Source organism: Xanthomonas sp. NCPPB 3959 (assembly GCF_056675575.1).
In genome coordinates, this window is the sequence record NZ_JBWWVR010000012.1 from 99,038 (window position 1) to 112,062 (window position 13,025).

At 64.1% G+C, this 13,025-nt stretch carries 10 protein-coding genes; 5 read left to right on the top strand and 5 right to left on the bottom strand.

All coding sequences use genetic code 11. The features are described 5' to 3' along the window. The first annotated feature begins 95 nt into the window (after window positions 1-95). The 4 genes from leuC to leuB all read left to right on the top strand — a co-directional run bounded on the left by leuC (window position 96) and on the right by leuB (window position 4,151). Window positions 96-1,544 (top strand): 3-isopropylmalate dehydratase large subunit, encoded by a 1,449-nt coding sequence (gene leuC / locus AC1KVG_RS15090; RefSeq protein WP_481094922.1) that lies wholly within the window; start codon window positions 96-98, stop codon window positions 1,542-1,544. 66 nt (window positions 1,545-1,610) lie between these two features. Continuing rightward, a complete protein-coding gene (gene leuD, locus AC1KVG_RS15095) occupies window positions 1,611-2,258 on the top strand; it encodes a 3-isopropylmalate dehydratase small subunit (RefSeq protein ID WP_481094923.1) in 648 nt (215 codons plus the stop codon). Beyond that, a complete protein-coding gene (locus AC1KVG_RS15100; RefSeq protein WP_481094924.1) occupies window positions 2,255-3,040 on the top strand; it encodes a class I SAM-dependent methyltransferase in 786 nt (261 codons plus the stop codon). Before leuD ends, AC1KVG_RS15100 begins: the two co-directional genes overlap by 4 nt. Before the next feature lie 37 nt (window positions 3,041-3,077). Beyond that, window positions 3,078-4,151 carry a 3-isopropylmalate dehydrogenase gene (leuB, locus tag AC1KVG_RS15105; RefSeq protein ID WP_481094925.1) on the top strand — a complete coding sequence of 358 codons (1,074 nt, stop codon included), beginning with the start codon at window positions 3,078-3,080 and terminating at the stop codon, window positions 4,149-4,151. Between the two features lie 700 nt (window positions 4,152-4,851). On the opposite strand, the gene AC1KVG_RS15110 is transcribed toward leuB, so the two are convergent. The 5 genes from AC1KVG_RS15110 to ilvC all read right to left on the bottom strand — a co-directional run bounded on the left by AC1KVG_RS15110 (window position 4,852) and on the right by ilvC (window position 10,626). Beyond that, the gene (locus AC1KVG_RS15110; protein ID WP_023905033.1) at window positions 4,852-6,414 is read right to left on the bottom strand and encodes a 2-isopropylmalate synthase; all 1,563 of its coding nucleotides are present in this window, start codon (window positions 6,412-6,414) and stop codon (window positions 4,852-4,854) included. Next, entirely contained in the window at window positions 6,411-7,481 is a 1,071-nt protein-coding gene (locus AC1KVG_RS15115) for a threonine dehydratase (protein ID WP_228996136.1), read from the bottom strand. Before AC1KVG_RS15115 ends, AC1KVG_RS15110 begins: the two co-directional genes overlap by 4 nt. Before the next feature lie 138 nt (window positions 7,482-7,619). Then, window positions 7,620-7,877 carry an ACT domain-containing protein gene (locus AC1KVG_RS15120; protein ID WP_006451059.1) on the bottom strand — a complete coding sequence of 86 codons (258 nt, stop codon included), beginning with the start codon at window positions 7,875-7,877 and terminating at the stop codon, window positions 7,620-7,622. Further along, entirely contained in the window at window positions 7,861-9,582 is a 1,722-nt protein-coding gene (gene ilvG / locus AC1KVG_RS15125; protein ID WP_023905031.1) for an acetolactate synthase 2 catalytic subunit, read from the bottom strand. The genes AC1KVG_RS15120 and ilvG overlap by 17 nt, the downstream gene beginning before the upstream one ends. Before the next feature lie 42 nt (window positions 9,583-9,624). Further along, window positions 9,625-10,626 (bottom strand): ketol-acid reductoisomerase, encoded by a 1,002-nt coding sequence (gene ilvC / locus AC1KVG_RS15130; RefSeq protein ID WP_115040918.1) that lies wholly within the window; start codon window positions 10,624-10,626, stop codon window positions 9,625-9,627. Window positions 10,627-11,270: 644 nt separating this feature from the next. Here ilvC and ggt point away from each other — a divergent pair. Then, window positions 11,271-12,980, top strand: coding sequence for a gamma-glutamyltransferase (gene ggt / locus AC1KVG_RS15135; protein WP_481094926.1), 1,710 nt, complete (start codon window positions 11,271-11,273; stop codon window positions 12,978-12,980). Window positions 12,981-13,025 lie beyond the last annotated feature (45 nt).

Below are 13,025 nucleotides of genomic sequence, written 5' to 3' on the forward strand. Positions count from 1 at the left end.
AATAAACAATATGAATTTGCGTTATCGAAGGCAAGCTCCTAGCATCGAACTCAGCCAGGTGGGCGCACCCACCATCCGCCAATCGGGTTGCTGCAATGACTGCCAAGACGCTGTACGACAAGTTGTGGGAACTGCACGAGGTCACGCGCCGTGACGATGGTTCGTCGCTGATCTATATCGACCGCCACATCCTGCACGAAGTGACCTCGCCGCAAGCCTTCGAAGGCCTGCGCCTGGCCGGGCGCAAGCCGTGGCGCATCGACGCCAATATCGCCACGCCCGATCACAACGTGCCGACCACGCGTGCCGAGCGTCAGGGCGGGCTGGAGTCGATCACCGACGCCGTCTCGCGCCTGCAGGTGCAGACCCTGGACGAGAACTGCGACGACTTCGGCATCCTCGAGTTCAAGATGAACGACGCGCGCCAGGGCATCGTGCATGTGGTCGGCCCGGAGCAGGGCGCCACCTTGCCGGGCATGACCGTGGTCTGCGGCGATTCGCATACCTCCACGCACGGCGCGTTCGGCGCGCTGGCGCATGGCATCGGCACCTCGGAGGTCGAGCATGTGCTGGCCACGCAATGCCTGATCGCCAAGAAGATGAAGAACATGCAGGTGCGGGTGGAGGGCACGCTGCCGTTCGGCGTGACCGCCAAGGACATCGTGCTGGCGGTGATCGGCAAGATCGGCACCGCTGGCGGCAACGGCCATGCGCTGGAATTTGCCGGCAGCGCGATCCGCGATTTGTCGATCGAAGGCCGCATGACCATCTGCAACATGTCGATCGAAGCCGGCGCGCGCGTGGGCATGGTGGCGGTGGACGACAAGACGATTGCCTACGTCAAGGGTCGCCCGTTCGCGCCCAAGGGCGCCGACTGGGACGCGGCGGTGGCGCTGTGGAGCACGCTGGTGTCCGATGCCGATGCGCACTTCGACACAGTGGTGGAACTGCGCGCCGAAGACATCAAGCCGCAGGTCAGCTGGGGTACCTCGCCGGAGATGGTTCTGGCGGTAGACCAGCACGTGCCGGATCCGGCCGTCGAACAGGATCCGACCAAGCGCGACTCGATCGAGCGCGCGCTGAAATACATGGGCTTGCGGGCAAATCAGCCGATCACCGAGATCCATCTGGATCGCGTGTTCATCGGCTCATGCACCAACTCGCGCATCGAAGATCTGCGTGCCGCCGCTGCGGTTGCCAAGGGCCGCAAGGTCGCTTCCACCATCAAGCAAGCATTGGTGGTGCCGGGCTCCGGTTTGGTGAAAGCGCAAGCCGAAGCCGAAGGCCTGGACAAGGTGTTTCTGGACGCCGGCTTCGAATGGCGCGAGCCGGGTTGTTCGATGTGTCTGGCAATGAACCCGGACAAGCTGGGCAGCGGCGAGCATTGCGCTTCCACTTCCAACCGCAATTTCGAAGGCCGCCAGGGCGCTGGTGGTCGCACCCATCTGGTCAGCCCCGCAATGGCAGCGGCTGCTGCGGTCAGCGGCCACTTCGTTGATGTGCGTGAGCTTGGGGATTTGGGAGTGGGGATTCGGGATTCGTAAAGACCGGTCTGCGCATTCCAGCTTTTTCGAATCCCCAATTACCACTCCCTAATCCCGGCACTCCTAATGACCCCTTTCACCCAACACACCGGACTGGTCGCGCCGCTGGATCGCGCCAACGTCGATACCGACCAGATCATTCCCAAGCAATTTCTCAAGTCGATCAAGCGCACCGGCTTCGGTCCGAACCTGTTCGACGAGTGGCGGTATCTGGATATCGGCGAGCCCGGTCGCGACAACAGCCAGCGCCCGATCAATCCGGAGTTCGTTCTCAATTTCCCCCGCTATCAAGGCGCCAGTGTGTTGCTGGCACGCGAAAACTTCGGCTGCGGCTCCTCGCGCGAGCACGCGCCGTGGGCGCTGGACGAGTACGGCTTTCGCGCAGTGATTGCACCGAGCTTTGCCGACATCTTCTTCAACAACAGTTTCAAGAACGGCCTGCTGCCGATCGTGCTGGCCGAAGCGGAAGTGGATGCGTTGTTCCAACAATGCCTGGCTACCGAGGGCTACCAACTCACCGTGGATCTGGACGTGCAGCGCGTGCGCCGGCCCGATGGCGTGGAATACAGCTTCGACATCGACGCCTTCCGCAAGCACTGCCTGCTCAACGGGCTGGACGACATCGGCCTGACCTTGCAGGACGCCGATGCGATTAGTCGCTTCGAACAAGGCCATCGCGCGCGTCAACCGTGGTTGTTCGGCGCACTGCAGTGAACTCGGTTGCCAACGCCACCGATGCGGGAGCGCAGAGTGCGCATGTTGCTGCGCAGTTCGGGCCGCAGGCGCAGGCCTATCTGCATAGCGACGTGCATGCGCAAGGCGCAGAGTTCGCCGAACTCCGCGCTGGTCTGGCCGGTCATCGCAACGGCCGATTGCTCGACCTGGGCTGCGGTGCCGGGCATGTGAGTTTCCAGCTGGCGCCGTTGATGGCCGAGGTGGTGGCCTATGATCTGTCTGCCGACATGCTCACCGTTGTGGCGGCCACCGCCGCCGAGCGTGGGCTGACGCAGGTGCGCACCATACAAGGTATCGCCGAGCGCTTGCCGTTCGAGAGCGGCAGCCTGGATGCAGTGGTCAGCCGCTACTCGGCGCACCATTGGAGCGACCTGGGACAGGCACTGCGCGAAGTGCGGCGAGTATTGCGGCCAGGCGGGATCGCTGCCTTTATCGACGTGGTGGCGCCTGGGCTGCCATTGCTGGACACGCACCTGCAGGCGATCGAGCTGCTGCGCGATACCAGCCATGTGCGCGACTACAGTGTGGCGCAATGGTTGCAGATGCTGGGCGATGCCGGCTTGCAGGTGCAGCGTCATCAGTGCCAACGGCTGCAGCTGGACTATCAGAGCTGGGTAGACCGCATGCGCACACCCGAGGTGTTACGTGCGGCCATTCGCGCATTGCAGGACGCGGCGGTGGACGAGGTGCGCGACTACTTTCAGATTGCCGCCGATGGTTCCTTCAGCACCGATGTGCTGGTGGTATGGGCAGCACGTTGATTTTCAGGGCGCTACGGCGCCAACTCACGAGGATTGCATGAGCAAGCAGATTTTGATTCTTCCTGGCGACGGCATCGGCCCGGAGATCATGGCCGAAGCGGTCAAGGTGCTGACGCGGACCGATGCGCAACATGGCCTGGGTTTCACCCTGGTGTACGACGAACTGGGTGGCGCGGCTTACGACAAGTACGGCAGTCCGCTGGCCGACGAAACGCTGGAGCGTGCGCGCGCTGCCGATGCGGTGCTGTTGGGCGCGGTAGGCGGGCCGCAATGGGACACCATCGATCCGTCGCTGCGTCCGGAACGTGGGTTGCTCAAGATCCGCTCGCAGCTGGGTTTGTTCGCCAACTTGCGTCCGGCGCTGTTGTATCCGCAGCTGGCCGATGCCTCCACGCTCAAGCCGGAGGTCGTTGCGGGGCTGGATCTGCTTATCCTGCGTGAACTCACCGGCGGCATTTACTTCGGTCAACCGCGTGGTACGCGCACGCTGGAAAATGGTGAGCGTCAGGCTTACGACACCTTGCCGTACAGCGAAAGCGAAATCCGTCGCATCGCCAAGGCCGGCTTCGAGATGGCGCGTTTGCGCGGCAAGAAGCTGTGTTCGGTGGACAAAGCCAATGTGCTGGCATCGAGCCAGCTATGGCGTGCGGTGGTGGAAGAAGTCGCGAAGGATTATCCGGACATTGTGCTATCGCATATGTACGTGGACAACGCGGCCATGCAGTTGGTGCGCGCACCCAAGCAGTTCGACGTGATCGTGACCGACAACATGTTCGGCGACATCCTGTCCGATCAAGCATCCATGCTCACCGGCTCGATCGGCATGCTGCCCTCGGCCTCGCTGGATGCCAACAACAAAGGCATGTACGAGCCGTGTCATGGCTCGGCACCGGATATCGCAGGGCAGGGCATTGCCAATCCGTTGGCGACCATCCTGTCGGTGGCGATGATGTTGCGTTACACCTTCGCGCAGGCCGCCGCTGCCGATGCGATCGAGCGCGCTGTCGGCGAGGTGCTCGACCAGGGCCTGCGCACTGCCGACATCTGGTCGGAAGGCACGACCAAGGTCGGCACGGTCGCGATGGGTGATGCGGTGGTTGCTGCGCTGTAAGCGTGATCGTTCGGTTTGTCATTTGTTGAGATAACAGCGGTCATCGCTTTATTGGGCGATGGCCGCTTGCGTTTTTGGGCTTATCGATGGCGCGGTGCCGCATCCAGTGGCAGGACACGCCGTGAATCCGTCCGTGGAGGCTCAGTGGCGGCATCCATGCCGCCACATGGTCCCGCCCCTGGACGCGACACCGCGCTCCCACTCTTTGCGGTTGCTAATGGGCAAGCATTGCCTTTTGTGGGCGTAATGCTTTCGGATTCCGCAGTCGATAGTCGATGCAGCTTTTCGCCTATCGCTTTGCCATGATTCCGCCAGCGAAGGTCGCGCTCCAAAGCATGATCAATCAATCAAGTAACGCTTTCCTTCAGCCACCAACAATATTCGGAGGTGCTTGCGCGCGTACCGGCGTGGGACCTTACGCGGCATGGATGCCGCGTAAGAGCCTACACGGACGTACTTGCGGCGTGTCCCACGCCGGTACGCGTGCAAGCGCCCGCAGTGATCGAGGCATTTGCACGAAGCCAGCAGACGTCGCGCGTGGGATTGGTCGATGCGGCACCGCGCTCCAACTCTTCGCGGCTGCTGATCGGCAAGCAATGCATTCTTAGAAAGCGTTCAAATCACCAACCACCGAAAAGCAAGACGGCCAGCAGATCACTCCGCTAGCCGTCAGGTTTACATCGTCGAGTTGATTGCAGCGCTACGCCACCGCAGCCGTCTTGCCAGCAACCACGCCACGCTGGCGCTGACGCAACAGGCGATTGGCCACGTCCAACCACGCCAGCGCGCTGGCTTCGATGATGTCCTTGCTGGTGCCGGTACCTTCGTATTCCACGCCGTCGTGGCGCACGCTCAGGCTGGCTTCGCCACGTGCGTCCGCACCGATGCCTACGCTGTGGACCTGGTAGCTGTCCAGTTCCAACTTCACACCAGTGGCCGACGCCAGCGCACCGAATAGCGCATCGACCGGACCATTGCCTTGCGCGGTTTCGGCAACACGATTGCCTTCCGGATCGGACAACTCCACCAGCGCGTTCGCGCGGCTGCCGACATCGCTGATGGTCATCGAGGCCAGACGGTAGCCTTCCTGCACGGTGGCATCCTGCATCAATGTTTGCAGATCGGCGTCGGTGACCACGCGCTGCTTCTCGCACAATGCCTTGAACTGCTCGAAGACCAGCTTGACCTCATCTTCTTCCAGCAAATAGCCCAACGCGCGCAGACGCTGCTCCACTGCCGCACGGCCGCTGTGACGGCCCAGCACCATCTGCGAGGACTCCCAGCCCACGTCTTCCGGACGCATGATTTCGTAAGTGCCGCGATGGCGCAGCATGCCGTGCTGGTGGATGCCCGACTCGTGCGCGAACGCATTGCCGCCGACCACCGCCTTGTTGCGCTGCACCGGCATGCCGACCAGGCGCTGCAGCAACTGCGAAGTGGACACGATGCGCGGCGTGTTGATCTCGGTATCGATGTTGTAGAACGCACCGCGCACCTTCAGTGCCATGGTGATTTCTTCCAGCGCGCAGTTGCCCGCACGCTCGCCGATGCCGTTGATGGTGCATTCGACCTGGCGCGCGCCGCCTTCGATCGCCGCCAGCGAGTTGGCCACCGCCAGACCCAGATCGTTATGGCAGTGCGCGCTGAAGATGACGGTGTCGGCCCCTTCCACGCTGGCGATCAGGCGCGAGAACATGCCGCGGATTTCTTCCGGCGTGGTGAAGCCCACCGTGTCCGGCAGATTGATCGTGGTGGCACCGGCGGCGATCGCCACGCGGGTGACCTCCGCCAGGAAATCCTCTTCGGTACGGGTGGCATCTTCGGCGGAGAACTCGACATCGTCGATGTAGCCACGCGCCAGCGTCACATGCCTGTGCACCGACTCCAGCACCTGTTCGCGGCTCATGCGCAGCTTGTGCTCGCGGTGCAATGGGCTGGTGGACAGGAATACGTGCAGGCGCGGATTGGCGGCTGCTTCCAGTGCGCGGGCGGAGGTTTCGATATCGGCCTGCAGGCAGCGCGACAGCACCGCCAGCGTGGGGCGGCGCAACTCGCGGCCGATCATCGCGACAGCTTCGCGGTCGGAATGCGAGCTGGCCGGGAAGCCGGTTTCGATGATGTCCACGCCGAGCTCGTCCAGCGCGCGCGCCATCACCAGCTTTTGCTGGGGCGTCATGCTGCAGCCGGGGGATTGCTCGCCGTCGCGCAGGGTGGTGTCGAAAATTCGGATACGCGGGGTCTGGTTGGATACGGTCGTGTTCACCAGGAAGACTCCTCTACGGCGATGGCGGTGACAGGCGTTGGAGCGACTGCGGATGGGCGGGAAAGAACGGGTGTTTCGGGAAGTGACTTGGCGCTGCGTTCGTTGCGCAGTCGCTCGGTATTGCGACGGCGCGGCTTGCGTGGCGGACGCGGCCGCACCTCGGACAAGAGGGTGGCCAGCACAGTTGCGTCGATATTACCGCCAGAGACCACCGCACATTTGCGTTTACCTGAAACGCGGCGACCGGCGGCCAAGGCGAGTGCCCCGGCGCCCTCGGCGATGACGTGTTCTTCCAGCGCCAGACGCACCAGGGTTTCGCGCAATTCGGCCTCGCGCACGATCACCACATCGTCGAGCAGACTCGCGCATAAACGGCGCGTCAGGAAGCCGGGAATCTTGACCTTCACACCGTCGGCCAGCGTGGGCACCGGGGTGATTTCGCGGAAGTCGCCGCGTACGGCGCGGGCCATCGAATCCACGCCTTCCACCTGCGCGCCGACGATGCGCACGCCTTGCGATTTCAGTGCCAGCGCCACCCCGGAGGCCAGCCCGCCGCCGCCGATCGGCACGATCACTACATCCGGCGCATGCGCGGCCAGTTCGATGCCGACGGTGCCTTGCCCGGCGATCACGTCCGGGTCGTCGAAGGCGGACAGAAAGCGGTAGCCGTTCTGGTCGGCCAGCTCGCGCGCAAACGCAAACGCCTCGTCATAGCTATTGCCGTGTTGCCGCACAGTGGCGCCCCAGTGCGCGACACCGGCAATCTTGGTCTGCGGCGCGCCGTACGGCATCACCGTGATGGCCTGCACGCCCAACCGATACGCCGACCACGCCACCCCTTGCGCATGGTTACCGGCCGAGGCACAGATCACCGGACGCTCGTCGCCGCGTTCCAGCCCCGCCAGCAACGCGTTCAGTGCGCCGCGCACCTTGTAGGAGCCGGTGCGTTGCAGGTTTTCCAGCTTCAACCACACGCCGAAGCGCTCGGCGTAATGCAGCGGCGTAGGCGACAGGTATTTGCGCAGGCGCGCCTGCGCAGCCAGCACGTCGGCCACGCTGATGGCCACGTCGCTTACGTCTGGCTCCTGCGAAGAAGGGCGGCCGGAATCAGGCATTGCGGCACGCGCGCGGCCAATCCGGAAGAAGACACCTCCGGACAGCGATCTGATGGTCACGCGAGGTCTGCGTGCTCGAGGTCTGCATGGTCATGCCGCAGCCTCGACCGATTCCAGCGCGGTGATCACCACCGACTCGCAGTCGTACACCTTTTCCAACTGCAGGCGCAGCGTTTCCGGTGGGCGCGTGCTGTCCACGTCCAGTTGCAGATGCCAGCGGCCGGCATCGTCGGGCGCGGCGGCGCCCTGGATGGCGCACGGGCGGAAGCCGCGTCGCTCGGTCATGCCGAGCACGCGCACCAGCGCGCCTTCGGCCGGCTTCAGCACCAGATCAAGCCGGTAACGCATGTGGCGTCTCCTTGACCGCATGTGCGGGATTGCTGTCCAGCATGGTGCTGTTGGCATTGTTGGGCGGCACCAGCGGCCACACATTGGCACGCGCATCGATGCTCACATGCAACAGGCCGGGGCCGGGCTGTGCCAGCAGCTCGGCCAGCGCGCCATCCACATCGCCGCGCGCGATGATGCGCTTGGCCGGGATGCCGAACACCTGCGCCAACGCCGCAAAATCCGGGTTGTCGGACAGGTCGATTTCGCTGTAACGCTCGGCAAAGAACAACTCCTGCCACTGCCGCACCATGCCCAGCGAGCTGTTGTCCAGCAGCACGATCTTCACCGGCAGCTTGCAGCGCGCGATCGTCACCAGCTCCTGCACGTTCATCATGAAACTGCCATCGCCGGAGACCAGCACCACGGTGCGGTCGGGGCAGGCGAACTGCGCGCCCATCGCCGCCGGCAGGCCGAAGCCCATCGTGCCGAGCGCGCCGCTGGTGAGGTGATTGCGCGGGTCGTTGAAGCGGCAATGCTGGGCCACCCACATCTGATGCTGGCCCACATCGCAGGCGATGATGGTGTCGGCCGGGGCCACTTCGCTCAGACGCTTCAGCAACGCCGGTGCGTAGATGTCGGTGCCGGGCGCGTCGTAGCGCGCACCGAATTTTTCGCGGTTGGCAAAGCAGCGCGTGCGCCAGGCCTGGCAGTTGCCGCGTGCCGCACTCAAGGCTTTCAGACTCAGTGCCACATCGCCGGGCACTGCGATGTCGGCAGTGCGCAGCTTGGAAATTTCATAGGCGTCGGCATCCAAATGGATGACGCGCGCAAACGGAGCGAACTCGCTCAGCTTGCCGGTGGCACGGTCGTCGAAACGCGCGCCCACCACGACCAGCAGATCGCATTCCTGGATCGCCATATTGGCCGCACGGGTGCCGTGCATGCCCAGCATGCCCAGATAATCCGGATGCGCATGCGGCAACGCGCCCAGACCGCGCAAGGTCAGTGCGGTCGGGATGCCTGTGGCTTCGACAAAGCGCCGGAACGCGTCCACCGCGCCTGCCAATGCAATCCCGCCACCGCCGTACACCACCGGGCGTTCGGCGCTGGCGATGGCGGCCAGCGCTTCGGCCAATTTCGCGTCTTCCGGGGCCGGCGGCGGCAACACCGCTGCCGGTACGTGATCGGGCAGATGCGACGCATCGGCGATCTGCACGTCCTTGGGCAGGTCGATCAGGACCGGCCCGGGGCGTCCCTCGCGCGCGATGCGAAACGCTTCGCGCACGATCTGCGGAAGTTCCTCCACCCGCCGCACCAGAAAGCTGTGCTTGACGATCGGCATGGTCATGCCGAACACGTCCAGTTCCTGGAATGCATCGGTGCCCAGCAGAGGCGTGGCGACCTGGCCGGTCAGGCACACCATCGGCACCGAATCGAGCATCGCATCGGCGATGCCGGTGACCAGATTGGAGGCGCCCGGGCCGGAGGTGGCCACGCACACGCCGACCCGGCCGCTGGCACGGGCGTACCCATTGGCGGCCAGGGCGGCGCCCTGTTCGTGACGGACCAGGATGTGCTTGAGCCTGGAATCCACCAGGGCGTCGTAGAACGGCATGATGGTGCCGCCCGGATAACCGAACAGCGTTTCCACGCCCTCGGCTTCCAGGGCCTGCGTCAGCCAGCGCGCGCCATTGCGGGGCGTGCTGTGTGCGGAGGTGTTCATGCGTTGCGGACCTTCGGTGTTAGCGGTGGGGGTGCGGCGGCATTACGCCGCTTGTTGATTCGCAGGTGCGGCAGCGGCCTGTTGTTCGCCGTTGAGCCACACCATCTTGGCGCGCAGCTTCTTGCCCACTTCCTCGATCGGATGCTCCAGATCGGCCTGCTTGAACTTGGTGTAGTTCGGCAGGCCGGCTTCGTATTCGGCCACCCAGTTCTTGGTGAAGGTGCCGTTCTGGATGTCGGTCAGCACGTCCTTCATGCGCGCCTTGGTGCTGGCGTCGATCACGCGCGGGCCGCTGACATAGTCGCCGTATTGCGCGGTTTCGGACACGAATTCCAGCATGCGGGTGATGCCGCCTTCGTAAAATAGGTCCACGATCAACTTCAGTTCGTGCAGCACTTCGTAGTACGCGATCTCCGGCTGGTAGCCGGCTTCCACCAACACTTCGAAACCGGCCTGCACCAGCGACGAGGCGCCGCCGCACAGCACTGCCTGCTCGCCGAACAGATCGGTCTCGGTCTCTTCCTTGAAGGTGGTCTTGATGATGTTGGCGCGCGCGCCGCCCAGGCCGCCGGCATAGGTCAGCGCGAACTGCTCGGCCTTGCCGCTGGTGTCCTGATACACCGCATAGATGCACGGCACGCCGCGGCCGATTTCATATTCGCGACGCACCAGCGCGCCCGGGCCCTTGGGTGCGACCAGCACCACGTCCAGATCGGCGCGCGGCTTGATCATGTCGAAATGCACGTTCAGTCCATGCGCGAACAGCAGGCAGGCGCCTTGCTTCATGTTCGGTGCGATGACCTCTTCGTAGAGCTTCTTCTGCACCATGTCCGGGGTCAGGATCGCAACCAGATCGGCGCTTTTCACCGCCTCGGCCGGCGCCACGACGGTGAAGCCGTCGGCCTGGGCCTTAGATTCGGTCGGGCCACCGGCACGCAGGCCGACAGTGACGTCGAAGCCGGAATCGCGCAGGTTCAGCGCATGCGCGCGGCCCTGGCTGCCGTAGCCGATGATCGCGATTTTCGGTTGGATGTCGTTGCTCATGGAGTTAAGTCCTTGCGGGGTTGGCAGTGGAAAAAGAATCAGCCGGCAGTGGAGACACTGGCCGGCCGAACAAAGCGGGGATGGACGATGGCACTGGCCATGCAGGCACATGCACCGGCGCAATTGCCGGCGCGGGTGGTGCAGATGGCGGCGATGTCAGTGATGTCGTTCATGTCATTCGAAACTTTTGGTGGTCCCTGAAACGCGAAACCCCGCGCCGTTGCCGGTGCGGGGTCTGATCGAAGCCTTGTGTGTCTGTTGCCTACACGAAGTCTCGTCCCGCAGCGGTTGGCGAGGTAATAAGTACGAGCACGAGAAGCGACGCTGCCAACGCGCCGGAGGGCGCGGACACTGGTGCGTTCGAGGTGGTGTGGCGGTGCGGCATGGACTGAGATAACCATCGCCACCGGTGGGGTGTCAACCCTTGCGCGTGAAACGGCCGCGTCCATGTGCAAGTTGCCGTGGGAAACCCCATTGCAGCAGCATGGTTACCGCTGAAACCTGATCGATGCAGAGCGGCGAGGGACGATGCGGGTCACTAAATGCGCGGCATCGCGCTGCCGCGCGATGGTGATCGAACGAGGCGGCATGCGCCGCTGGTATGGTTGGCGACTCATTCTGCTGTGTCATGGAGGCCGCCTGTCATGCGTCGCGTACCTGTTCTGTTGGTGTCTGTTCTGGTGCTGCTCGCGCCGCCTCTCATCGCCGCGGACCGCATCACCGGGCAGCCGTTTGCGACACGTTCGGAAGTGATCGCCCCGCATGCGATGGCGGCCACCTCGCAACCGCTGGCCACCCAGATCGCGCTGGATGTGATGAAGAACGGCGGCTCGGCGGTGGATGCGGCGATTGCCGCCAACGCCGCGCTGGGCCTGATGGAGCCGACCGGCAACGGGGTGGGCGGGGATCTGTTCGCCATCGTCTGGGACCCCAAGACCAACAAGCTCTATGGCTACAACGGCTCGGGCCGCTCGCCCAAATCGCTGACCCTGGCCGAGTTGCAGCGCCGCGGCTTGAAGGACATCCCGCCGACCGGCCCGCTGCCGGTGTCGGTACCGGGCGCGGTGGATGGCTGGTTCGCGCTGCACGAGCGCTTCGGTCGCAAGCCGATGGCACAGAACCTGGCGCCGGCCATTCGCTACGCCCGTGAAGGCCATCCGGTGGCCGAGACCATCGCCTATTACTGGGACCGCTCGGTGCCACGGCTGTCGCAATACCCCGGCTTCAAGGAGCAGTTCACCATCGACGGCCATGCCCCGCGCAAGGGCGAGCTGTGGAAGAACCCGAACCTGGCCAACACCTTGCAGCAGATCGCCGACGGCGGCCGCGATGCCTTCTACAAGGGCGACATCGCCCGCATCATCGGCGCCTATTTCAAGGCCAATGGCGGCTATCTGAGCTATGAAGACCTGGCCAGTCATCAGGGCGAGTGGGTGGAGCCGGTGTCCACCAACTATCGCGGCTACGATGTGTGGGAGTTACCGCCCAACAGCCAGGGCATCGCCGCGCTGCAGATGCTCAACATCCTGGAAGGCTACGATTTTTCCAAGATTCCCTTCGGTTCGGCCGAGCATGTGCACCTGTTCACCGAGGCCAAGAAGCTCGCGTTCGCCGATCGCGCCCGCTTTTACGCTGACCCGGCCTTCCAGCCGGCGCCGCTGGCCAGGCTGGTCTCCAAGGACTACGCCGCCCAGCGCCGCGCGCTGATTTCCATGGACAAGGCGCTCAAGGAAGTGCAGCCGGGCACGCCTAAACAACTGGAAGAGGGCGACACCATCTACATGACCGTGGCCGATGCCGACGGCATGATGGTGTCGTTGATCCAGTCCAACTACCGCGGCATGGGCAGCGGCATGGCCCCGCCGGGGCTGGGCTTCATCCTGCAGGACCGCGGCGAGATGTTCGTGCTGAAGAAGGACCACCCGAACGGCTACGCGCCGGGCAAGCGGCCGTTCCAGACCATCATCCCCGCCTTCGTCACCAAGGACGGCAAGCCATGGCTAAGCTTCGGCGTGATGGGTGGGGCGATGCAGCCGCAGGGGCACGTGCAGATCGTGATGAACCTGGTGGACTTCCATATGAATCTGCAGGAAGCCGGCGATGCGCCGCGCATCCAGCATGAAGGCTCCACCGAGCCGACCGGCCAGGCCACTGCGATGAGCGACGGCGGCGAGGTCAATCTGGAAACCGGCTTCTCCTACGACACCATTCGCGGGTTGATGCGCAAAGGCCACCGGGTGATTTTTGCCGACGGGCCTTACGGCGGGTATCAGGCGATTGCGCGCGACCCGGCCAACGGGGTGTATTACGGCGCCTCGGAAAGCCGCAAGGACGGGCAGGCTGCCGGTTACTGAGCAAGCGCTTGCGGGTGCAGCGCGCTGCTCAACTCCAGCCGCAGC

Excerpts from the sequence above, each read along its gene's own strand:
- ggt (WP_481094926.1), top strand. The coding sequence starts at position 11,271 with ATGCGTCGCGTACCTGTTCTGTTGGTGTCTGTTCTGGTGCTGCTCGCG.
- leuB (WP_481094925.1), top strand. The coding sequence starts at position 3,078 with ATGAGCAAGCAGATTTTGATTCTTCCTGGCGACGGCATCGGCCCGGAG.
- ilvC (WP_115040918.1), bottom strand. The coding sequence starts at position 10,626 with ATGAGCAACGACATCCAACCGAAAATCGCGATCATCGGCTACGGCAGC.
- leuC (WP_481094922.1), top strand. The coding sequence starts at position 96 with ATGACTGCCAAGACGCTGTACGACAAGTTGTGGGAACTGCACGAGGTC.
- leuD (WP_481094923.1), top strand. The coding sequence starts at position 1,611 with ATGACCCCTTTCACCCAACACACCGGACTGGTCGCGCCGCTGGATCGC.
- AC1KVG_RS15120 (WP_006451059.1), bottom strand. The coding sequence starts at position 7,877 with ATGCGTTACCGGCTTGATCTGGTGCTGAAGCCGGCCGAAGGCGCGCTG.
- ilvG (WP_023905031.1), bottom strand. The coding sequence starts at position 9,582 with ATGAACACCTCCGCACACAGCACGCCCCGCAATGGCGCGCGCTGGCTG.